Source organism: Pseudomonas sp. GW823-FHT02E01 (assembly GCF_058797535.1).
Map to the genome: position 1 here is coordinate 76,158 of NZ_JBXAJS010000013.1, position 20,824 is coordinate 96,981.

19 protein-coding genes are annotated in these 20,824 nt (G+C 60.8%); 13 read left to right on the top strand and 6 right to left on the bottom strand.

From position 1 onward, the window contains the following. Nucleotides 1–3: 3 nt before the first annotated feature. The 7 genes from AC1RDQ_RS25570 to AC1RDQ_RS25600 all read left to right on the top strand — a co-directional run bounded on the left by AC1RDQ_RS25570 (nt 4) and on the right by AC1RDQ_RS25600 (nt 6,868). On the top strand, nt 4–360 hold the full coding sequence (locus AC1RDQ_RS25570) for a DUF4398 domain-containing protein (RefSeq protein WP_056727192.1): 357 nt from the start codon (nt 4–6) through the stop codon (nt 358–360). After that, the gene (locus AC1RDQ_RS25575) at nt 357–1,169 is read left to right on the top strand and encodes an OmpA family protein (protein ID WP_218494419.1); all 813 of its coding nucleotides are present in this window, start codon (nt 357–359) and stop codon (nt 1,167–1,169) included. The genes AC1RDQ_RS25570 and AC1RDQ_RS25575 overlap by 4 nt, the downstream gene beginning before the upstream one ends. A 200-nt stretch (nt 1,170–1,369) precedes the next feature. Further along, nucleotides 1,370–2,809, top strand: coding sequence for an aminotransferase-like domain-containing protein (locus AC1RDQ_RS25580; RefSeq protein WP_007973699.1), 1,440 nt, complete (start codon nt 1,370–1,372; stop codon nt 2,807–2,809). A gap of 80 nt (nt 2,810–2,889) precedes the next feature. Then, nucleotides 2,890–3,369, top strand: a complete 480-nt coding sequence (locus AC1RDQ_RS25585) for a translation initiation factor 2 (protein WP_492588438.1) — start codon at nt 2,890–2,892, stop codon at nt 3,367–3,369. Between the two features lie 166 nt (nt 3,370–3,535). Then, a complete protein-coding gene (locus tag AC1RDQ_RS25590) occupies nt 3,536–3,790 on the top strand; it encodes a YkgJ family cysteine cluster protein (protein WP_057713744.1) in 255 nt (84 codons plus the stop codon). Nucleotides 3,791–3,831: 41 nt separating this feature from the next. Continuing rightward, complete coding sequence (locus AC1RDQ_RS25595) at nt 3,832–4,437, top strand: START domain-containing protein (RefSeq protein WP_057713745.1); 606 nt, start codon at nt 3,832–3,834, stop codon at nt 4,435–4,437. A 337-nt stretch (nt 4,438–4,774) separates the two neighbouring features. Next, nucleotides 4,775–6,868: an LTA synthase family protein gene (locus tag AC1RDQ_RS25600; RefSeq protein ID WP_492588440.1), complete on the top strand. Its 2,094-nt coding sequence runs from the start codon at nt 4,775–4,777 to the stop codon at nt 6,866–6,868. Between the two features lie 57 nt (nt 6,869–6,925). On the opposite strand, the gene AC1RDQ_RS25605 is transcribed toward AC1RDQ_RS25600, so the two are convergent. After that, the gene (locus AC1RDQ_RS25605; RefSeq protein ID WP_172435350.1) at nt 6,926–7,084 is read right to left on the bottom strand and encodes a DUF3309 family protein; all 159 of its coding nucleotides are present in this window, start codon (nt 7,082–7,084) and stop codon (nt 6,926–6,928) included. A 277-nt stretch (nt 7,085–7,361) separates the two neighbouring features. On the opposite strand from AC1RDQ_RS25605, the gene AC1RDQ_RS25610 reads away from it, so the two are divergent. The 3 genes from AC1RDQ_RS25610 (at nt 7,362) to csrA (ending at nt 8,914) form a co-directional block, all read left to right on the top strand. Next, nucleotides 7,362–8,177 (top strand): SDR family oxidoreductase, encoded by an 816-nt coding sequence (locus AC1RDQ_RS25610; RefSeq protein ID WP_057713747.1) that lies wholly within the window; start codon nt 7,362–7,364, stop codon nt 8,175–8,177. A 64-nt stretch (nt 8,178–8,241) separates the two neighbouring features. Then, complete coding sequence (locus tag AC1RDQ_RS25615) at nt 8,242–8,574, top strand: YnfA family protein (protein WP_057713748.1); 333 nt, start codon at nt 8,242–8,244, stop codon at nt 8,572–8,574. Between the two features lie 154 nt (nt 8,575–8,728). Continuing rightward, nucleotides 8,729–8,914, top strand: coding sequence for a carbon storage regulator CsrA (gene csrA / locus AC1RDQ_RS25620; RefSeq protein ID WP_057713749.1), 186 nt, complete (start codon nt 8,729–8,731; stop codon nt 8,912–8,914). A gap of 5 nt (nt 8,915–8,919) precedes the next feature. Here the strand turns inward: csrA and AC1RDQ_RS25625 are convergent, their stop codons facing one another. The 5 genes from AC1RDQ_RS25625 to mnmC form a co-directional block, all read right to left on the bottom strand. Further along, nucleotides 8,920–9,147: a YheU family protein gene (locus AC1RDQ_RS25625; protein WP_056727184.1), complete on the bottom strand. Its 228-nt coding sequence runs from the start codon at nt 9,145–9,147 to the stop codon at nt 8,920–8,922. 200 nt (nt 9,148–9,347) lie between these two features. Then, nucleotides 9,348–10,538, bottom strand: a complete 1,191-nt coding sequence (locus tag AC1RDQ_RS25630; protein WP_492588441.1) for an osmoprotectant NAGGN system M42 family peptidase — start codon at nt 10,536–10,538, stop codon at nt 9,348–9,350. A gap of 156 nt (nt 10,539–10,694) precedes the next feature. Next, nucleotides 10,695–12,443, bottom strand: a complete 1,749-nt coding sequence (gene ngg, locus AC1RDQ_RS25635; RefSeq protein ID WP_057713751.1) for an N-acetylglutaminylglutamine synthetase — start codon at nt 12,441–12,443, stop codon at nt 10,695–10,697. 3 nt (nt 12,444–12,446) lie between these two features. After that, nucleotides 12,447–14,219 carry an N-acetylglutaminylglutamine amidotransferase gene (locus AC1RDQ_RS25640; protein ID WP_492588442.1) on the bottom strand — a complete coding sequence of 591 codons (1,773 nt, stop codon included), beginning with the start codon at nt 14,217–14,219 and terminating at the stop codon, nt 12,447–12,449. Between the two features lie 170 nt (nt 14,220–14,389). Continuing rightward, a complete protein-coding gene (gene mnmC / locus AC1RDQ_RS25645; RefSeq protein ID WP_492588443.1) occupies nt 14,390–16,369 on the bottom strand; it encodes a bifunctional tRNA (5-methylaminomethyl-2-thiouridine)(34)-methyltransferase MnmC2/FAD-dependent 5-carboxymethylaminomethyl-2-thiouridine(34) oxidoreductase MnmC1 in 1,980 nt (659 codons plus the stop codon). A 329-nt stretch (nt 16,370–16,698) separates the two neighbouring features. Between mnmC and pap the strand changes: the two genes are divergently transcribed. The 3 genes from pap (at nt 16,699) to AC1RDQ_RS25660 (ending at nt 20,728) form a co-directional block, all read left to right on the top strand. After that, entirely contained in the window at nt 16,699–18,219 is a 1,521-nt protein-coding gene (gene pap, locus AC1RDQ_RS25650) for a polyphosphate:AMP phosphotransferase (RefSeq protein WP_154863392.1), read from the top strand. Between the two features lie 102 nt (nt 18,220–18,321). Next, nucleotides 18,322–19,506, top strand: coding sequence for a thiolase family protein (locus tag AC1RDQ_RS25655; protein ID WP_492588444.1), 1,185 nt, complete (start codon nt 18,322–18,324; stop codon nt 19,504–19,506). A gap of 262 nt (nt 19,507–19,768) precedes the next feature. After that, the gene (locus AC1RDQ_RS25660) at nt 19,769–20,728 is read left to right on the top strand and encodes a DMT family transporter (RefSeq protein ID WP_057713756.1); all 960 of its coding nucleotides are present in this window, start codon (nt 19,769–19,771) and stop codon (nt 20,726–20,728) included. Nucleotides 20,729–20,824: the final 96 nt, after the last annotated feature.

The window sequence follows — 20,824 nt, forward strand, 5'->3', positions numbered from 1 at the left end:
TCAGTGAGTATTCGACCTCTTTTCGCTGCCGTGGCCTTTGCCGCCCTGGCGGGTTGTGCAACCGATCCTGCGCCGAATGAACAGATTCGCCTGACCGAACAGGCACTCGAACAGGCCAAGGCCGTAGGCGCCACCGCCGACGATGTGCCGGAAATGAAACTGGCCGAAGACAAGTTCAACCGCGCCAAGGGCAACATGACCGATCAATCCTTCAAAAACGCACGCATGCGGGCCGAACAGGCCGAACTCGATGCGCGCCTGGCTGAAGCCAAGGTGTTGACGGCCAAGAGCGAGGAACAGTTGAACGTGCTCAACACCCGCATCGCCCGCCTGCGCAAGCAACTGGGAGATGCCCAATGAGCCTCAAGAGCAAAGCCCTCGGCGGTTTGATCCTGGCAGGCTGCGCGAGCCTCTTTGGCTGCGCCAGCCAGCACAGCGAGTCCGCGTTGCAGCAGGCCAGTGCCGACTTTCAGAAGGTCAAGGAAGACTCCAATGTGCTGCGAATCGCCCCCAAGGACGTGATTCGCGCCGGTGAGTCCCTGGCCCGTGCCGATCGCCTGTCCAGCTATTGGGGCAGCGGTTCGGACGTGGTGCATTACGCCTACCTGAGCCAGCGCTACAGCGCCATTGCCCGGGAGCACACCAATCAGGTGCTCAACGAAGAGCAAGCGGCAAAACTCGAACTGGAGCGGCAGCGTCTGCAACTGGCATTGCGTGAGTCCAAACTGTTCAGCGTGCAGCAGCAAGGCAAATGGCTCGAGGAGCAGATCCTGGCATTGACGACCAGCCAGACCGACCGCGGGCTGGTGATGACCTTGGGCGACATGCTGTTCGACACTGGTGAAGCGGAATTGAAACCGTCGGCCAACCGTGTGGTGTTGAAGATCGTGCAGTTCCTGCAACTCAACCCCAAGCGAGTGGTGCGGATCGAAGGTTATACGGACAGTACCGGGGGCAAGCAGGAAAACCTCAAGCTGTCCCGCGACCGCGCGCAATCGGTGGCTGACGTGCTGATGGACCTGGGTATCGACGACAAGCGCATCCAGGTCGAGGGTTATGGCGACGAGTATCCGGTGGACGCGAACGCGTCGGAACGGGGCCGGGCGCAGAATCGTCGGGTGGAAATTGTGTTTTCCGATGAAAAGGGCCAGCTCGGCGCTGCCCGCTAAGGGTTGCGTCGCTGGAAAGCCCGGCCTGCCATGCAGTGCCGGGTTTTTTTTGCCTGCCGATTACCGCACAAAACAGTACAGATTTTGCTGACACTGCACTGTACGGTCGACTATTGTGGCAACTGTCCCCGTACACTTCTAAACTGTTCCGGTATTGTTTCACACAAGAATAAAATGCCCGTGAAATCGAGTGCTGCGTCATGACCAATCTTTTGCTCTATCAACGTATTGCTCAACAACTGGCCGAAGACATCCGCCGTGGGGTCTATCAGCCGGGGGAGCGCGTGCCTTCGGTGCGCAAGATGAGCTCGCAGCTCAATGTCAGCCATGCGACGGTGTTGCAGGCGTATGCCAATCTCGAGGATCAGGGGCTGATCCGCGCCCGGCCGCAGTCGGGTTACTACGTGCACCAGACGCCGGCACTCACCGCGCCGACGCCGGACATCGCCCGGGTCGAGCGCCCTGGCCTGGTCACCCGCAGCAGCATCATTCAGCAAGTCCTGGTCGAGTCCCGTCGTGAAGGTGTCTTCCCGCTGGGCGCTGCGGTGCCGAGTGTCGACTATTTGCCGGTGCGGGCACTGCATCAGCAATTGGCCAAAGTCACCCGTTTCCATAGCCCGCGGGCCTTCAGCTACATGTTCAGCCCTGGTTTCGAGCCGTTGCGCCGACAGGTGGCGATCCGCATGCGCGATGCCGGCGTGGTGGTCGATCCGTCGGAGGTGGTGATCACCCACGGTTGCGTCGATGCGCTGCAGATGTCCTTGCGTGTGCTGACCCGTCCGGGCGATCTGATCGCGGCCGAGTCGCCGACCTATTACGGGTTGCTGCAACTGGCCGACCTGTTGGGGCTCAAGGTCATCGAGATCCCCAGTGATCCAGCCACGGGCATGAGCCTGGAAGCCCTGCAACTGGCGGCCAACCAATGGTCGATCAAGGCGTTGGTGCTGACCACCCGCCTGAGCAATCCGTTGGGCGGCACCATGCCGGAGGAGCGGCAGAAACAATTGCTGCGCCTGGCGTCGGACTTCGATATCCAGATTGTCGAAGACGATATCTACGGTGAGCTGATGTTCGAGCAGGGGCGCACCAAGTCTCTCAAGGCCTACGATCGGCTGGACCGGGTGATCTATTGCTCGAGCTTCTCCAAGACCCTGTCGCCTGGCGTGCGGATCGGCTGGATGATTGCCGGCAAGTATCAGCAGGAAATCCAGCGCTTGCAGACCTTCAGTACACATTCCGCGTGCAGCGTGACCCAGATGGGCATTGCCGCGTACCTGGAAAATGGCGGGTACGACCGGCATTTGCGCTTCATCCGTCAGGAGTACCGGAAAAACCTCAGCGCCTTCCAATTGGCCGTGCAACAGTATTTCCCTGAAGGCACGCAGATGACCCGACCTACCGGTGGCTTCATTCTGTGGGTCAGTCTGCCGGGGCGGGTCAACACGCAAGAGTTGCACGTGCGGGCATTGCAGCAGGGCATCAGTATCGCGCCGGGACTGATCTTCAGTAATACCGAGCAATTCAATCACTGCATCCGGCTCAACTGCGGCACCCCGTGGAACCGCGAGGCCGAGCGTGCATTGATGACCCTGGGCATGCTGGCCACCCAACTCTGCCAGGAGATGGCTGGCGGTTTGTAACAGGCTGCGACTGCGCTTGTCTTGTGGGCTGCAACAGGCGAGCATATGCATCTCTGCCGTTTGCACCCACCGTTGGATACATGAAACCGACTTTTCCTGCCGCCTGGCTTTGGCTCTGCCTGATTGCGAGTATTCAGCCGGCATCCGTCGTGGCTGCCACCGAGCAGGATCAGACTACCGGCAGTTTCCACGTCGCACCGATAGAAACCGCACCTGTCAAAAAAGCCTCGGTGGCCGGTAAGCAGGCGACGCCCGTGAAAAAGCGTCCGCCCATTGCCTCCAAATCGAAACCGGCCAGCGAGGTGGCAAAGACTGAGCTTCCATCTACCAAACTGGATCTGAGCTTGCCCAAGGATATGGTTCAAGAGCTCAAGCCGGTCGGAACGGTGCCGTTGGTCAGGCGCGAACCGTTGTTACCCCAGATGTTCGGTGACAAAAGCGGCAACAGCGAGTTCCAGCTCAACGGCCGCCTGCTCAGCAACGAAATGCAGCTGCAACTGCGAAATGAAGAACGCCACGAGGTCGAAGGCGCGGCACTGGATTTCGAGTTCAAGCAGTAACCCCGTCAGGATCCGCGAGCCGCAGGCCAGACGCTTTGTCGGAGACTGGCCGGTCATGCTCGTTTGCGTTGAAAAACCCGCCCGCAGGTAATTTAAAACAACTGTTTTAACGGGTACTCTGTGCCCCGTCCATTAACACATTGCTCGTCGCGAGGAGCTTGTCGTCATGAAATGCCGTGAGGGCTGTGGCGCTTGTTGCATTGCCCCTTCCATCAGTTCGCCGATTCCCGGTATGCCCAATGGCAAGGCCGCGGGGCAGCGTTGCCTGCAACTTTCCTCCGATAACCTGTGCAGTATTTTCGGCCAGCCGGAACGGCCGGCGGTGTGTTCTGCCTTCGAGGCCGACCCCGAGGTGTGCGGAAACAGCAGCGAAGAAGCCATCCGGTTGATTGGCTGGTGGGAGCAAATGACGGCGGCGTGATGTGTTCTACGAACGGAACTTCAACAATAAGGAATAAGACTATGGGTTCGCTGCATCGTATGGCTGTGCTGTGTGGTTTGACGGTTGTGCTGGCTACCTCGACGGCCCAGGCCGAAGACTGGAAGGTCAAGAAAGACGAAGACGGCATCAAGATCTCCCTGAGTGAAGTGGCCGGCTCCGACTACAAGGCCTACCAGGGCGTCACGCTGATGAAGACCACCATGGCCAAGCTGCGTGCGTTGCAGGACGACGTGTCCGGAGCCTGCGCCTGGATTCACGAATGCAAAACCCAGAAGCTGCTCAAGCACGAAGGTGAGCAGAGCTGGACCTACACTCAGTTCAACACCCCTTGGCCGGTTACTCCCCGTGATTCGGTGTTGCACATCACCACCATCGAAGGGGCCGATGGCAGCCTGACCCGCAAGCTCGAAGGCGTGCCGAAATACATTCCTGAAGAAAAAGGCTTCGTCCGGGTCACCAAGGTCGACGGTTTCTGGAAGTTCGTACCCAAGGGCGACCAGATCGAAGTGACCTATCAGGTGCACACCGAGCCGGGCGGCAGCGTGCCGTCGATGGTGGCCAACAAGTTCGTGGTGGATGCCCCGTTCAATACCTTGAAAGCCCTCAAGGAACGCGCCGAGAAGTAATTGTGTCACTCTTTTGAGGTGACTTCGTGACGCCCCGACTCGATCGGGGCGTTTGCTTTTTTGAACGATGCTCAGGTTTTAATTTGTTTCCGGATATGCGTTGCACGAAATTTTCACCCACTCTCCAAGACAATTCGCCGGCTCTCCCGTAACGCGCAGCGTATGGCTGAATGCAGGATGAAAGACTCGGGATGAGGGTAGTTATCAATGGCAATGCTGCCGTTGATCGTGCAACATTTGCGCACCGCGCAAACCCCCAGGCCTGGTACGGGCCGAAAAGAGGGCAAGGCGCAGCTGTATTTTTGAAACTTCAACTTCCAATGGGTCCTAAAACGACATGGCAATCCCGGACGCCCTGAGTCAGCAGCGAGCTTCTAGTCGCCTGCTGCAACCGACCGTCAAATCGCATCTGGCCTACACGCTGTTGTGTGCCCTGGTCATGATGGTCATGTTCAGTCTGCTGCGCGTCGCGCTGCTGGCTTACAACAGCTCGATGATCCTCGACACACCGGCTTCGACCTTCCTCGAGGCATTCGCCAACGGTCTGCGTTTCGACCTGCGCCTGGTGGTCTATCTCAGTATTCCGTTGCTGCTGGCCTTGTTCAGCGTCCGGGCCATGGCGGCACGCGGGCTGTTCCGACTCTGGCTGACAGTGGTCTCCAGCATCGCGCTGTTCCTGGGCCTGATGGAGATGGACTTTTATCGTGAATTCCACCAGCGCCTCAACGGCCTGGTCTTCCAGTACGTCAAGGAAGACCCGAAAACCGTGGCCAGCATGCTCTGGTATGGTTTTCCGGTGGTCCGCTATCTGCTGGCGTGGGCTCTGGGTACCGTGATCCTGAGCATGGCATTCAAGGGCGCCGACCGTGCGACCCGCCCTCGTGGCCCGTTCAGTGGCGGCAGCATCGGCACACGCAAGGTCGCGCCGTGGTATGCACGCATTGGCGTGTTCGTGGTTTGCCTGCTGATCTGCGTCGTCGCGGCCCGTGGCACCTTGCGCCAAGGCCCGCCGATGCGCTGGGGTGATGTCTACACCACAGATTCCAACTTCGCCAACCAGTTGGGTCTCAACGGTACGCTTTCTCTGGTCGCCGCCGCCAAGAGCCGGATGTCCGAGGATCGCGACAATATCTGGAAAGCCACGCTGCCACAGCCACAAGCCCAGCAAGTGGTGCGTGACATGCTGGTGATGGCGGATGACAAACTGGTGGATGGCGAGACCGCGGCGGTACGTCGCGATTACACCCCGCCAGCCGACAAGACCTTGCCGATCAAGAACGTCGTCGTGATCCTGATGGAAAGCATGGCCGGTCACTCGGTGGGTGCGCTGGGTGGGCCAGGCAACATCACGCCGTACCTCGACAAGCTGTCGAAGGAAGGCTTGCTGTTCGACCGCTTCTTCTCCAACGGTACCCATACCCACCAGGGCATGTTCGCCACCATGGCCTGTTTCCCGAACCTGCCGGGCTTCGAATACCTGATGCAGACCCCGGAAGGCAGCCACAAGCTGTCGGGTCTGCCGCAGTTGCTCAGCGCCCGTGACTTCGACGACGTGTATGTCTACAACGGCGATTTCGCCTGGGACAACCAGTCGGGTTTCTTCAGCAACCAGGGCATGACCAACTTCATCGGCCGTAACGATTTCGTGAATCCGGTGTTCTCTGATCCGACCTGGGGCGTGTCCGACCAGGACATGTTCGACCGTGGCCTGGTCGAGCTCAAGGCGCGGGAAAACGGCAAGCCGTTCTATGCCTTGCTGCAAACCCTGTCCAACCACACGCCTTACGCCTTGCCGACGCCATTGCCGGTCGAGCGCGTGACCGATCGTGGCAACCTGAACGAACACCTGACCGCCATGCGTTACTCGGACTGGGCACTGGGCCAGTTCTTTGAAAAGGCCCGCAAGGAGCCGTACTTCAAGGAAACCCTGTTTGTCGTCGTCGGTGACCACGGTTTTGGTAACGAACGGCAGATCACCGAAATGGACCTGGGCCGCTTCAACGTGCCGATGCTGATGATCGCGCCGGGCATCCAGGAAAAGTTCGGCCAGCGTGACCACACCGTGGGCACTCAGATCGACATCGTGCCGACCATCATGGGCCGCATCGGTGGCGAAGTACGTCATCAGTGCTGGGGACGCGACCTGCTCAACCTGCCGGAAGGCGACGCCGGTATTGGTGTGATCAAGCCGTCGGGCAGTGAGCAGACCACGGCCGTCCTCACCGCGGACCAGATTCTGGTCCTGCCGAAGGACAAGGACATGGCGCCGAAGTTGTATCAGTATGAATTGGGTGCCAACCCTCGCGCCGAAGTCATTGCTGATGCGCCGCGTACCGCCGAGTTGAAACTCAAGCTCGAAGCGTTCCTGCAAACAGCGACCAAGAGTCTGCTGGACAACACCGCCGGTGTTGTTGATGGCAAGCCGGACTAAGTTGTGACGCAAAAAAAGAGGCCCTTCAAGGGCCTCTTTTTTTTGCCTGGCGGATACTTATATTCGGCCAAGCAAGAGCAGGATCAACAGCACCACCAATACGACGCCGATGATACCGGACGGGCCGTAACCCCAACTTCTGGAGTGCGGGAAGACCGGTAAACCACCGATCAGTAACAGGATCAGAATGATGATCAGTATTGTGCCCATGTCTATTTCCTTGTCGAAAATGCAGTGGATTGACCATGCCAATCAAGGTCAGCGGGAATGAAGTAAATTCGAGCTGCTTAAAAATTCGGACTATTGCGTTTGCAGGAAAATTCCAAGTTTTTTTGAAGTATTTCGCACGGGTTCTTATTTTTTGTAGTTGCCTTGATTGCGTCAGACGCTCCCGCAGTTTGCTCGGGCCATTCAGCAATCTGATGGAGCGTGGGTCGGGCAATTTCCTTCGCTACACTCGGTGCATCTTCCAAGAACAACAAGGCTGTCTGCTATGCAAAATCGCATGATGATCACTGGTGCAGGCTCTGGCCTGGGTCGCGAAATCGCGCTGCGCTGGGCGCGTGAAGGCTGGCAACTGGCTTTGTCGGACGTCAGCGAGCCCGGCTTGCAGGAAACCCTCAAGCTGGTCCGCGAAGCGGGCGGCGACGGTTTCATCCAGCGCTGCGACGTACGCGATTACAGCCAGTTGACAGCGTTCGCCCAGGCCTGCGAGGTCAAACTCGGCGGCATCGATGTCATCGTCAATAACGCGGGTGTAGCGTCTGGCGGGTTCTTCAGTGAGTTGTCCCTGGAGGACTGGGACTGGCAGATCGCGATCAACCTGATGGGCGTGGTCAAGGGCTGCAAGGCTTTCCTGCCACTGCTGGAAAAAAGCAAAGGCAAGATCATTAACATCGCGTCCATGGCCGCGCTGATGCAAGGCCCGGCGATGAGCAACTACAACGTGGCCAAGGCGGGCGTGGTGGCATTGTCCGAAAGCCTGCTGATCGAGCTGGCGCATCAGGAAGTCGGCGTGCATGTGGTGTGTCCGTCGTTCTTCCAGACCAACCTGCTGGACTCCTTCCGTGGTCCGACCCCGGCCATGAAAGCCCAGGTCGGCAAGTTGCTGGAAAGCTCGCCCATCAGCGCCGCCGACATCGCCGACTACATCTATCAGCAGGTCGCCGCCGGCGAGTTCATGATTCTGCCCCACGAACAGGGCCGCATGGCCTGGGCGATCAAGCAGAAGAACCCGCAATTGCTCTACAACGAAATGACCGCCATGGCCGACAAAATGCGCGCCAAGGCCAGGCAATCCGCAAGCTGATCTTGCCCGCAGGCAACGCTGTGGTTAGGGTGGCCGCCATCGGCCATCCTCGCGAGACGCTTGCATGCTCAATTACCTGTGGTTTTTCGTCGCCGCGCTGTTCGAAATTGCCGGTTGCTTTGCTTTCTGGATGTGGCTGCGCCAGGGGAAAAGCATGTGGTGGGTGGTGCCGGCGCTCCTGAGCCTGACCCTGTTCGCCCTGCTGCTGACCCGGATCGAAGCCACCTACGCCGGCCGCGCCTACGCCGCTTACGGCGGCATCTACATCATTGCCTCAATCGGCTGGCTGGCCGTGGTTGAGCGGATTCGTCCGCTGGGTTCGGACTGGCTCGGCGTGGCGCTGTGTGTGATCGGCGCGAGCATCATTCTGTTCGGGCCGCGATTCTCCGCGTCCTGACAGATCGGTCCTACAATCAACCGGTCTGTCAGACCTTTCCGTAAGTGGTGTGCGTCAAGGGCTGTCAGTCCGGTCTGGTTTGCTGTCGGAGCATTGTAGGCGTACCGCGGGCCGGGCATCTTCAAGGGCCAGAAACCCCTGAAGGACACTCCTCATGCTCGTACTCACTCGCGTTGTGGGCGAAACCATTTCCATCGGTGAAAACATTTCCGTGCGCGTTCTCGCGATCAACGGAAGCAACATCCGCTTTGGCGTTGAAGCGCCTCAGGACGTCAATGTGCACCGCTGTGAAATCTACGAACGCATCCAGAACAAACTGGCGAAAACCAAGGGACGCTGAAGACTTCAGTCGAACAGGTGCTTGGGCACATCGTGCTTGAGCATCAGTTGGCACTGCTCGCTTTCCGGGTCGAAGACAATCAGTGCCTGACCCTTGGTCAAGGCCTGGCGCACGCGCAGTACGCGGGTTTCCAGGGGGGTGTCGTCACCATTGTCCGTGCCGTCGCGGGTCACGAAATCCTCGATCAGGCGGGTGAGGGTGTCGACTTGAAGTTGGTCGTGGGGGATCAGCATAGGCACCTCGGTTGGATCAATGGCGCGATGCTACGGCGAATGACCGGTATCGGCTAGCCTGGGGTTTGATGTCGTCTGCTCTGACGCCATCGCGAGCAAGCTCGTTCCCACAGGCGACCGGGTTCTTTCATGGGAATGCGGTCGAGTGTGGGAACGAGCTTGCTCGCGATAGCGGTATACCTGGCGATGAAGATCCTGGATCAGCTCTCCGACCGCTGCCCCACCAGGCTGTCCACCGACGGCACCCGTGTATCGCTTTCCATCTGTGTGTCATGTTCAAGCTGATGGCTGAAGCGGTCCAGTGAGCCCTTGGCCGGTTGTGCATCGCTGGCAAACACGGGCGGGCTGAGGATGTACGCACCGAGCAGGCGGCTCAGGGCGGCGAGGCTGTCGATGTGGGTGCGCTCGTAACCGTGGGTGGCATCGCAGCCGAAGGCGAGCAGGGCGGTGCGAATGTCGTGGCCGGCGGTCACCGCTGAATGGGCGTCGCTGAAGTAGTAGCGGAACAGGTCCCGGCGTGCCGGCAAGTCGTTGTCGCTGGCCAGGCGCAGGAGGTGGCGCGACAGGTGATAGTCATACGGCCCGCCGGAATCCTGCATCGCGATGCTCACTGCGTGCTCGCTGGAATGTTGGCCAGGCGCGACCGGTGCGATGTCGATGCCGACGAACTCACTGACGTCCCAGGGCAACGCCGCCGCCGCGCCGCTGCCGGTTTCTTCGGTGATGGTGAACAGCGGATGGCAGTCGATCATCAGCTCTTCACCACTGTCGACAATGGCCTTGAGCGCCGCCAGCAGTGCGGCCACCCCGGCCTTGTCGTCGAGGTGACGGGCGCTGATGTGGCCGCTTTCGGTGAACTCCGGCAGCGGGTCGAAGGCGACGAAATCGCCGACGCTGATGCCCAGCGACTCGCAGTCGGCACGGGTGGCGCAGTAGGCGTCCAGACGCAATTCGATGTGATCCCAACTGATCGGCATCTCATCCACGGCGGTATTGAATGCGTGCCCGGAAGCCATCAGCGGCAAGACGCTGCCGCGGATCACGCCATTGTCGGTAAACAGGCTGACCCGGCTGCCCTCGGCAAAGCGGCTGGACCAGCAGCCGACGGGTGCGAGGGTCAGACGGCCGTTGTCCTTTACTGCACGCACCGCCGCGCCGATGGTGTCCAGATGGGCGGAAACGGCGCGGTCGGGGCTGTTCTTCTTGCCCTTGAGCGTGGCGCGGATGGTGCCGCGACGGGTCATCTCGAAGGGAATGCCCAGTTCTTCAAGACGTTCGGCGACGTAGCGCACGATGGTGTCGGTGAACCCGGTGGGGCTGGGAATGGCGAGCATTTCCAGCAGCACTTTTTGCAGATAGCCGAGGTCCGGTTCGGGGATTTTGCTGGTCATGGAAACTCCTGATGAGTTGAGCGCATCGATGGTTTCGATGAGGGGTTTGTTTTGCCTGTCAGGCCGCCATCGCGAGCAAGCTCGCTCCCACAGGGAAATGCGATCAAAGGTGGGAGCGAGCTTGCTCGCGATGGCATCAGCCCAGACAACGCATCACTAAGAGACCACCGGCTGACTGTACGGAAACAACAGATCCACAAACCGCTCCGCCGTCGGCTGCGGTTCGTGGTTGGCCAGCCCGGCCCGTTCGTTGGCTTCGATAAACACATAGTCCGGCTGGTCAGCGGCGGACACCATCAAGTCGAGGCCGACCATGGGAATATCCAGGGCCCGAGCCGCGCGGACGGCGGCGTCCACCAGCGTCGGGTGCAGGATCGCCGTGACATCCTCAAGCACGCCGCCGGTGTGAAGATTCGCCGTGCGCCGTACGAACAGGTGCTCACCGGCCGGCAGAATGCTGTTGTAGTCGTATCCGGCGACACGCAAGGTGCGCAGGGTTTCCTGGTCCTGCGGGATCTTGCTTTCGCCGCCCGTGGCCGCCTGTCGCCGTCGGCTCTGGGCTTCGATCAATGCACCGATGGAGTGTTGGCCGTCGCCGACCACTTCGGCTGGCCGGCGAATGGCGGCGGCGACCACTTCAAAACCGATCACCACAATGCGCAGGTCCAGGCCCTCGTGGAAACTTTCCAGCAGCACGCGGCTGTCGAAGTGGCGAGCGGCTTCTATGGCTTGCTGCACTTCCTCTATGGTGCGCAAATCCACCGCCACCCCTTGGCCCTGTTCACCATCCAGTGGCTTGACCACCACGCGCTGGTGTTCATCGAGGAAGGCCAGATTGTCATCGGCGTTACCCGCCAGTTGCTGCGCTGGCAGATTCAACCCTGCTGCCTTGAGCACTTTGTGGGTCAGGCTTTTGTCCTGGCATAGGGTCATGCTGACGGCGCTGGTCAGGTCGCTCAGGGATTCACGGCAGCGTACCCGGCGCCCGCCATGGCTGAGGGTGAACATCCCGGCGTCGGCGTCATCGACGTGCACATCGATGCCACGACGGTGTGCTTCTTCGACAATGATCCGCGCGTAGGGGTTGAACGCGGCTTCCGGGCCGGGCCCGAGAAACAGCGGCTGATTGATGCCGTTCTTGCGCTTGATGGCGAAGGTCGTCAGGTTGCGAAAACCGAGCTTGGCGTAAAGGTTTTTCGCCTGGCGGTTGTCGTGCAGCACCGACAGGTCGAGGCAGGCGAGCCCGCGACTCATGAAGTGTTCGATCAAATGCCGCACCAACACTTCACCGACACCCGGCCGCGCACAATGCGGGTCGACCGCCAGGCACCACAGGCTGCTGCCGTTTTCCGGGTCGTTGAAGGCCTTGTGGTGGTTGAGGCCCATGACGCTGCCGATGACCGCGCCGCTGTCCTCGTCTTCGGCCAGCCAGTACACCGGGCCGCCCAGATGGCGCGGCGTCAGCAGGGTGGCATCGATCGGCAACATGCCGCGGGCCTGATACAGCTGATTGATCGCCTGCCAGTCGGCATCGCTTTGCGCGCGTCGAATGCGGAAACCGCGAAACACCCGGGTCGCCTGACGGTAGTCGCTGAACCACAGGCGCAAGGTATCGGACGGGTCGAGGAACAGCTGCGTCGGCTCCAGCCCCAGCACTTGCTGGGGCGCGGCAACGTACAGGGCAATGTCCCGTTCGCCGGGCTGCTCGTTGAGCAACTCCCCGGCCAGGCTCGCGGCATCGGCAAAGGTGTGGCCGATCAGCAAGCGCCCCCAGCCGCAATGCACGGCAATCGGCGCCCCGCCGAGTTCACTGCCATCCTCGGCCAGACGTGCCTGCAAGCGTTCGTAGGAGGGCGACTGGCCGCGCAACAGGCGTTGGCTGAAAGCCGTGGCGTGAGGTTTCATCGGTCAGATTCCTTGTTCGCTGAGCCACAGGTTGAGGGCCGCCAGTTGCCACAGCTTCGAGCCGCGCAACGGTGTCAATTGCCCCTGTGGATCAGTCAGCAGACGGTCGAGCATCGCGGGGTTGAACAGGCCGCGATCCTGGCTGGGATCGAGCAGCAGCTCGCGCACCCATTCCAGCGTATCGCCCTGCAAATGCTTGAGGCCCGGCACCGGGAAGTAACCTTTCTTGCGGTCGATCACTTCACTGGGAATTACTTGTCGCGCGGCTTCTTTCAAGACTTGCTTGCCGCCGTCCGGCAGTTTGAAACGTCCCGGAATCCGTGCCGACAGCTCCACCAGGCGGTAATCGAGAAACGGCGTGCGCGCTTCCAGGCCCCAGGCCATGGTCATGTTGTCGACCCGTTTGACCGGGTCGTCCACCAGCATCACCGTGCTGTCCAGACGCAAGGCCTTGTCCACCGCCGCATCGGCACCGGGCTGGGCGAAATGGGCTTTGACGAAGTCACCGGCGGCGTCATTCGCGGTCAGCCATTTCGGTTGCACGGTGGCGGCGTAGTCGTCGTAACTGCGGTCGAAAAACGCTTCGCGGTACGCGGCATACGGATCACTCGCGCCGTCCACTTGCGGATACCAGTAGTAACCGGCGAACAGTTCATCGGCGCCCTGGCCGCTCTGGACGACTTTGCAGTGTTTGGCCACCTCCCGTGACAACAGGTAGAAGGCGATGCAGTCATGGCTGACCATCGGCTCGCTCATGGCACGGAACGCGGCGGGCAGTTGTTCGATGATTTCCTTTTCGTCGATGCGCAGTTGATGGTGCTGCGTGCCGTAGTGTCGGGCGATCAGGTCCGAATACTGGAACTCGTCTCCACGTTCGCCGCCGGCATCCTGGAAGCCGATGGAGAAGGTCGACAGATTGTCCACGCCTACTTCCCGCAATAGACCCACCAGCAGGCTTGAATCGACACCGCCGGACAGCAGCACGCCGACATCCACCGCCGCACGCTGACGAATCGCTACCGCTTCGCGGGTGCTGTCGAGCACACGGTCGCGCCAGTCCTCAAGGGTCAGATTCGTCTCATCGGCGTGAGGGCCGTAGGGCAGGGTCCACCAGGTTTTCTGCTCGGTGTGGCCATCGGCTTCGATGCGCATCCAGGTGGCCGGCGGCAGTTTTTCAATGCCCGCCAGCAAAGTGCGCGGTGCCGGGACCACGGAGTGGAAATTCAGATAGTGATTGAGCGCCACGGGATCGAGGATCGGGTTGATGTCGCCGCCCTTGAGCAATGCCGGCAGCGCCGAGGCGAAGCGCAGGCGCTGGCCGGTGCGCGAGAGGTACAGCGGTTTCACGCCGAGACGGTCGCGGGCGATGAACAGGCGTTGGGCATCGCGCTCCCAAACGGCAAAGGCAAACATGCCGTTGAGTTTCGGCAGCAAGGCTTCGCCCCAGGCGTGATAACCCTTGAGCAACACTTCGGTGTCGCCACCGGAATAGAAGGCGTAACCCAAGCTTTCAAGTTCCGCGCGCAGTTCCGGAAAGTTGTAGATCGCCCCGTTGAAGGCCATGGACAGGCCCAGTTGCGGGTCGATCATCGGCTGCGCCGAACCGTCCGACAGGTCCATGATCTTCAGGCGCCGATGGCCCAGGGCAACCGGCCCCTGGCTATGAAATCCCCAGGCGTCGGGGCCGCGGGGGGCCAGGTGATGGGTGATTCGTTCAATGGCTGCAAGGTCTGCAGGTTGATGATCAAAACGTAACTCGCCAGCTAATCCGCACATAAATTCCTTACCGGTTTTTCCGTTGGGGAGGGTCGATCGATATCGCGCCGAAACGGCGGGTACTCAGAAAGTGACCCTCCTCGGTAAGGGGAGTTTTAGATCGATGAGTTATATGCGCGCCAGACCACGGCCGAATCGCCCCGTGAGGGCGACTTCGGCTGCTGTATCGACTACTTGCCCCGGATCAGGCGTCGCAGGGCAAATCGGTTGGGGTGACAGGCTTCGGCCACGCTTCTGGGCAACGGCAGGGGTTCGTTGTCCAGCCAGGCTGCCAGCAGTTCTGCGGACAGCGGCGCGGTGATCAGGCCGCGCGAGCCGTGACCGCTGTTGATGTACAAACCGTCAAGCCATGGGCATTCGACGTCCGGCACCTGCCGGGCATCCTTGCCCAGCGCCGCATACGCCTGAGTGAACGCCTGGGTGTCGGCCAAGGGGCCGACGATTGGCAAGTAGTCGGGGCTGGTGCAGCGAAAAGCGGCGCGCCCCTGGAGACTTTCAGGCGCAAGTTTATCGGCCTGTAAACGCTCGACCAGATCGTGGGAAATCTCTTCGAGCATGGCCAGGTTGCCCAGGTGTTCTGCCGTGGTCGGTGTCAGGTCATCGCTCTTGAAATCGAAACTGGCCCCCAGGGTGTGTTCGCCCAAACGGGCGGGGGCGACATAGCCTTCGGCACACACCACGGTGCTCAGGGCCTGGCTTTGCGGAGTTTGCGCCAAGCGGGTGATTTGCCCGCGAATGCGCTTGAGCGGCAGCTCGGCGCTCTCGGGGAAACGCTGGATTTCGGCGGCACCGGCGAGCACCACCACGGGGGCGCTGGCAAGCAATCGCTCGCCGTCCCAGGCTTGCCAACGGCCTTCAACCTTGCGCAGTTCCAGCGCATCGTGATGGGTGAGCAATTGAATCAGTGGATGCGCAGCCTGCCACTGGCACAGCGCCGGTGGGTGGACCCAGCCGCCTTCGGGATAGAACAGGCCGCCGTGTGCCAGTCCGATACCGGCCACCGCCTGTGCTTCGGGTTGATCCAGCAGGTGCAGCAAGTCCACGGGAAACGCCGCGGCCAATTGCGCCTGGCGTTCGGCTTCCTTGGCATTGAAGGCCAGTTGCAGCACGCCGCAATCGTCCCAGTCGCGGCCCCGTTGCAAGTGTTCGAGCAGACGTCGGGTGTAGCCGAATCCACTGACGATCATTTGCGACAGCGCCGTGCCATGGGCGGATAACTTCAGGTAGAGCACACCCTGCGGGTTGCCCGAGGCTTCCCGGGCGATGGCGTCGTGGCGCTCCAGCAATGTCACTTGCCAGCCCCGCGCGGCGAGGCTGGCGGCGCTGGCACAACCGGCCAGGCCGGCACCGATCACCAGTGCCTGGCGCTCGCTGGTCAGCGGGGCCGGGCGGGCGAACCAGGGTTTATCCAGGGTCGGGGCCGGCGTTTCCCGGGGCCAGCCGAGGAACTCGCCGCGCAGGATCTCCCATTTGTGGCCGATGCCGGGGGTGCGTTTCATCTTGAAGCCGGCGGCGTTGAGCAGACGCCGCACCCAGCCGGTGCTGGTGAAGGTGCTGATGGATGCACCGGGAGCGGCCAGGCGAGCCAGCTCGGCAAACAGTTCGGCGGTCCACATGTCGGGGTTTTTCGCCGGGGCGAAACCGTCGAGGAACCAGGCGTCGATTCGGGCATCGAGTTGCGGCAGTTGCTCCAATGCATCGCCGATCAGCAGCGTCAGGGTGACGCGGCCGTGGTCCAGCGTCAGGCGCTGAAAACCCTGATGGATGGCCACGTATTGCTCAAGCAATTGATCGGCAAATACCTTGAGTTCCGGCCACAGCGCCAGGGCACGTTGCAGGTCGGCCGGGCTCAACGGGTATTTCTCTACGCTGACAAAATGCAGCCGCGCTCCGGCCGCTGCGTGTTGCTCGAACACCTGCCAGGCGCACAAAAAATTCAGCCCGGTGCCGAACCCCGTCTCACCGATGACCAGCCGCCCACCCTCGGGCAAGGCGGCAAAGCGTTCGGCCAGTCGATTCTGCTCGATGAATACATAGCGGGTTTCATCCAGCCCTGACTTGTCGGAGAAGTACACATCGTCGAACACTCGCGAATACGGGCGACCTTGGTCGTCCCAGTCGAGCTGGGCGTGGGGCAATACAGGTTTCATGGCAGGCTCTGCAGCGGCAAGGCGGCCATTCTAGCCGATTGAAGGTGTGGTGCTTGATCCGTGGCAAGGTATGAACGGGCTGAAACCGGGAAAATCATCAACCTGCACAAAGCCCTGTGGCGAGGGGGCTTGCCCCCGTTCGGCTGCGAAGCAGTCGTAAAACCAGCCAACCGGATTTACCTGACAGGCCCGGTTGGTTGATTCAGGGCTGCTTCGCAACCCAACGGGGGCAAGCCCCCTCGCCACAGGAATCCGCAACCATCCGGAAAATCTCCACTGACCTTCAGGTCCATCCGCTAGTCTTGCTCACATCTGGAAGGGAGCCGCCCATGTTTGAATCCGCCGAAATCGATCACGCCATCGACAAAGAAACCTACGACGCCGAAATCCCGGCCCTGCGCGAAGCGTTGCTCGAAGCGCAATTCGAATTGCAGCAGCAACGCCGCTTCCCGGTGATCATTTTGATCAATGGCATCGAAGGTGCCGGCAAGGGTGAGACGATCAAGGTGCTCAACGAGTGGATGGACCCGCGCCTGATCGAAGTCCGCACGTTCGATCAGCAAACCGATGAAGAGCTGGCGCGGCCACCGGCCTGGCGGTACTGGCGGATGCTCCCGGCCAAGGGGCGCATGGGGATTTTCTTCGGCAATTGGTACAGCCAGATGCTGCAGGGGCGGGTCCATGGCGAGTTCAAGGATCCGCGTCTGGATCAGGCGATCAATGCCGCCGAGCGCCTGGAAAAGATGCTCTGCGATGAAGGTGCGCTGATCTTCAAGTTCTGGTTCCACCTCTCCAAGAAGCAAATGAAGGCTCGCCTCAAGGCACTGGCCGACGACCCGCTGCACAGCTGGCGCATCAGCCCGCTGGACTGGCAGCAGTCGCAAACCTACGACAGGTTCGTGAAGTATGGTGAACGGGCGCTGCGCCGCACCAGTCGCGTTTATGCACCCTGGCATGTGATCGCCGGGGCGGATGCCCATTATCGCAGCCTGGCCGTGGGGCGGATTCTGCTGGCGGGTCTGCAGGGCGCATTGAAGCGACCGAAGATCCATCCGGAAAAGGTCAGCGCTGCGCCAGTGTTCCCCAGTGTCGATCAAGTGAACCTGATCGACAGCCTGGACCTGACCCTGCAGTTGGACAAAGAAGATTACGAAGAACAACTGATCACCGAGCAGGCGCGGTTTTCCGGGTTGATGCGTGACAAACGCATGCGCCGCCACGCGCTGGTGGCGGTGTTCGAAGGCAACGACGCGGCCGGCAAGGGCGGGGCGATCCGCCGGGTAGCGGCAGCGCTTGATCCGCGCCAGTACAGCATCGTGCCGATTGCCGCGCCCACCGAAGAAGAACGGGCGCAACCGTATCTGTGGCGCTTCTGGCGGCACCTGCCGGCCCGGGGCAAGTTCACCGTGTTCGACCGCTCCTGGTATGGCCGGGTGTTGGTGGAGCGCATCGAAGGTTTTTGCAGCCCGGCAGACTGGCTGCGTGCCTACGGTGAAATCAACGATTTCGAAGAACAGCTCACCGACGCCGGTGTGATCGTGGTCAAGTTCTGGCTGTCCATCGACAAACAGACGCAACTGGAGCGCTTCGAAGAGCGCGAAAAGATCCCCTTCAAACGCTTCAAGATCACTGAGGACGACTGGCGCAACCGTGATAAATGGGACGACTATCGCGCGGCGGTCGGCGACATGGTCGACCGGACCAGCACCGAGATTGCGCCCTGGACCCTGGTGGAAGCCAACGACAAACGCTGGGCGCGGGTAAAAGTCTTGCGCACCATCAACCGGGCACTGGAGGAGGCTTTCGAAAAATCCGCCAAGCATGAACGCAAGCGTAAGGACAAGGATTGAGGCCATGGTTACGCATACGCGGGATGAATGATCGTCGCGGCGGGTGAAGAGCTGGACTTATGCTCGGTCCACTCTCAACCGATAACAACAATGAGGTATGTCATGCGTGAAGTGGTGATCGTCGACAGCGTGCGGACCGGCCTGGCCAAATCCTTTCGCGGTAAATTCAACATGACCCGCCCGGACGACATGGCGGCACACTGTGTCGATGCACTGTTGGCGCGCACCGGTATCGATCCGGCGAGCGTCGAGGACTGCATCGTTGGTGCCGGCTCCAACGAAGGCGCCCAGGGTTTCAATATCGGTCGCAATGTCGCGGTGCTCTCGCGCCTGGGCATCGGCACGGCCGGCATGACCCTCAACCGGTTCTGTTCCTCGGGCCTGCAGGCGATCGCCATTGCCGCCAACCAGATCGCTTCGGGTTGCAGCGACATCATCGTCGCTGGCGGCGTCGAGTCCATCAGCCTGACCATGAAGAGCGTCAACACCGACAACCTGATCAATCCGCTGCTCAAGGAACAGGTGCCGGGCATCTACTTCCCGATGGGCCAGACTGCTGAAATCGTCGCGCGTCGGTACAACGTCAGCCGCCAAGAGCAGGACCTGTATGCGCTGCAAAGCCAGCAGCGCACCTCAGAGGCTCAGGCCGCCGGGCTGTTCACTGATGAAATCGTGCCGATGTCGGTGAAGTATCGCGTTGAAGACAAGGCCACAGGTCAAGCACAGATCCTCGACGGCATCGTCGACCGCGATGACTGCAACCGCCCGGACACCACCCTGGAAAGTCTGACCGGGTTGAAGCCGGTGTTCGCCGAAGATGGCTCGGTCACGGCGGGTAACTCTTCGCAGCTGTCTGACGGCGCGTCCATGACTCTGGTGATGAGCCTGGAGAAAGCGCTGGAGCTGGGGCTCAAGCCGAAAGCGTTCTTCCGCGGCTTTACCGTGGCCGGTTGCGCGCCGGATGAAATGGGCATCGGCCCGGTGTTTTCGGTCCCGAAACTGCTCAAGGCCAAAGGCTTGCGGATTGACGACATCGACCTGTGGGAACTCAACGAAGCGTTCGCCTCGCAGTGCCTGTACAGCCGCAATCGCCTGGAAATCGACAACGCCCGGTACAACGTCAACGGCGGCTCGATTTCCATCGGTCACCCGTTCGGCATGACCGGTTCGCGCCAGGTCGGGCATCTGGTTCGTGAATTGCAGCGACGCAATCTGCGGTACGGCATCGTCACCATGTGCGTGGGTGGCGGGATGGGGGCAACCGGGCTGTTTGAAGCGGTGCGGTAAGCCTCGATATTTCTCGTTGTCAGTTCGATAGTCATCGCGAGCAAGCTCGCTCCCACAGTGTTCAGCGGCGATCACAAATGTTGTGTACGTCGCAAAACCTGTGGGAGCGAGCTTGCTCGCGATGGGTGCGCCACGGTCAAAAAAATCACCTGAAGATTACGACCCGCACAGTTTCATTCGCGGCCAGACCGAAACTGTGCCTGTGTACGCCACCGCAGCGGGCCTAGAATGTCGACTCCTGTCAGTTGGCGTTGGGGTTCACATGCACATTTCATCGGGTCGCTGGGGTTACGGTCTGTTCCTGGCCTTGTTGACCGCGTTGTTGTGGGGAATCCTGCCGATCAAGCTCAAACAAGTGTTGCTGGTAATGGACCCGGTGACGGTGACCTGGTTTCGCCTGATGGTATCCGGCGGCTGCCTGTTCATTTACCTGGCGGCCACCAGGCGTCTGCCCAGCCGCAAGGTGCTCGGTCCTCGTGGTGGCTGGTTGGTGCTGATGGCGGTGCTCGGCCTAGTCGGTAACTATGTGTTGTATCTGATGGGCCTGAACCTGCTCAGCCCCGGTACGGCGCAACTGGTAGTGCAGATGGGACCGATCATGCTGCTGATCGCCAGTCTGTTTGTGTTCAAGGAGCGTTTCAGCCTGGGGCAGGGGATTGGCCTGCTGGTGCTGCTGATCGGCTTTGCGCTGTTTTTCAACCAGCGCTTGAGTGAGTTGCTCACGTCTCTGACCGACTACACCGCCGGTGTGCTGCTTGTGTTGCTGGCGTCCACGGTCTGGACCTTCTATGCCCTGGGGCAGAAGCAATTGCTGACGGTGTGGAATTCGCTGCAGGTGATGATGGTGATCTACCTGTTCTGCGCGGCGCTGTTGACGCCGTGGGTGCATCCGCTCGAAGCGTTGCAATTAAGCCCCTTGCAGGGTTGGCTGCTGCTGGCGTGCTGCCTCAACACCCTGATTGCCTATGGCGCGTTTGCCGAGGCCCTGGCCCATTGGGAAGCCTCCCGGGTCAGCGCGACGCTGGCCATCACGCCGTTGGTGACCTTTGCCGCGGTTGCCATGGCTGCGTGGCTGTGGCCCGACTATGTGCATGCCGAGACGATCAATGGCCTGGGATATGGCGGTGCGGTGCTGGTGGTGCTGGGGTCGGCGCTGGTGGCGTTGGGGCCTTCGTTGATTGCCGGGCTGAAGGCGCGGAAGGTGCGGATGGCAGCCAGTTAGACCGCGTTATCGTTCATCGCGGGCAAGCCACGCTCCCACAGGTTTCGAGTCGTTTATCAACTTTGTGGACGACGCAAAACCTGTGGGAGCGGGCTT

Bases quoted from the DNA above. Each gene is read 5' to 3' on its own strand.
- AC1RDQ_RS25575 (WP_218494419.1), top strand. From the start codon at position 357: ATGAGCCTCAAGAGCAAAGCCCTCGGCGGTTTGATCCTGGCAGGCTGC.
- AC1RDQ_RS25580 (WP_007973699.1), top strand. From the start codon at position 1,370: ATGACCAATCTTTTGCTCTATCAACGTATTGCTCAACAACTGGCCGAA.
- AC1RDQ_RS25585 (WP_492588438.1), top strand. From the start codon at position 2,890: ATGAAACCGACTTTTCCTGCCGCCTGGCTTTGGCTCTGCCTGATTGCG.
- AC1RDQ_RS25590 (WP_057713744.1), top strand. From the start codon at position 3,536: ATGAAATGCCGTGAGGGCTGTGGCGCTTGTTGCATTGCCCCTTCCATC.
- AC1RDQ_RS25595 (WP_057713745.1), top strand. From the start codon at position 3,832: ATGGGTTCGCTGCATCGTATGGCTGTGCTGTGTGGTTTGACGGTTGTG.
- AC1RDQ_RS25600 (WP_492588440.1), top strand. From the start codon at position 4,775: ATGGCAATCCCGGACGCCCTGAGTCAGCAGCGAGCTTCTAGTCGCCTG.
- AC1RDQ_RS25610 (WP_057713747.1), top strand. From the start codon at position 7,362: ATGCAAAATCGCATGATGATCACTGGTGCAGGCTCTGGCCTGGGTCGC.
- AC1RDQ_RS25615 (WP_057713748.1), top strand. From the start codon at position 8,242: ATGCTCAATTACCTGTGGTTTTTCGTCGCCGCGCTGTTCGAAATTGCC.
- csrA (WP_057713749.1), top strand. From the start codon at position 8,729: ATGCTCGTACTCACTCGCGTTGTGGGCGAAACCATTTCCATCGGTGAA.
- AC1RDQ_RS25625 (WP_056727184.1), bottom strand. From the start codon at position 9,147: ATGCTGATCCCCCACGACCAACTTCAAGTCGACACCCTCACCCGCCTG.
- AC1RDQ_RS25630 (WP_492588441.1), bottom strand. From the start codon at position 10,538: ATGACCAGCAAAATCCCCGAACCGGACCTCGGCTATCTGCAAAAAGTG.
- ngg (WP_057713751.1), bottom strand. From the start codon at position 12,443: ATGAAACCTCACGCCACGGCTTTCAGCCAACGCCTGTTGCGCGGCCAG.
- AC1RDQ_RS25640 (WP_492588442.1), bottom strand. From the start codon at position 14,219: ATGTGCGGATTAGCTGGCGAGTTACGTTTTGATCATCAACCTGCAGAC.
- mnmC (WP_492588443.1), bottom strand. From the start codon at position 16,369: ATGAAACCTGTATTGCCCCACGCCCAGCTCGACTGGGACGACCAAGGT.
- pap (WP_154863392.1), top strand. From the start codon at position 16,699: ATGTTTGAATCCGCCGAAATCGATCACGCCATCGACAAAGAAACCTAC.
- AC1RDQ_RS25655 (WP_492588444.1), top strand. From the start codon at position 18,322: ATGCGTGAAGTGGTGATCGTCGACAGCGTGCGGACCGGCCTGGCCAAA.
- AC1RDQ_RS25660 (WP_057713756.1), top strand. From the start codon at position 19,769: ATGCACATTTCATCGGGTCGCTGGGGTTACGGTCTGTTCCTGGCCTTG.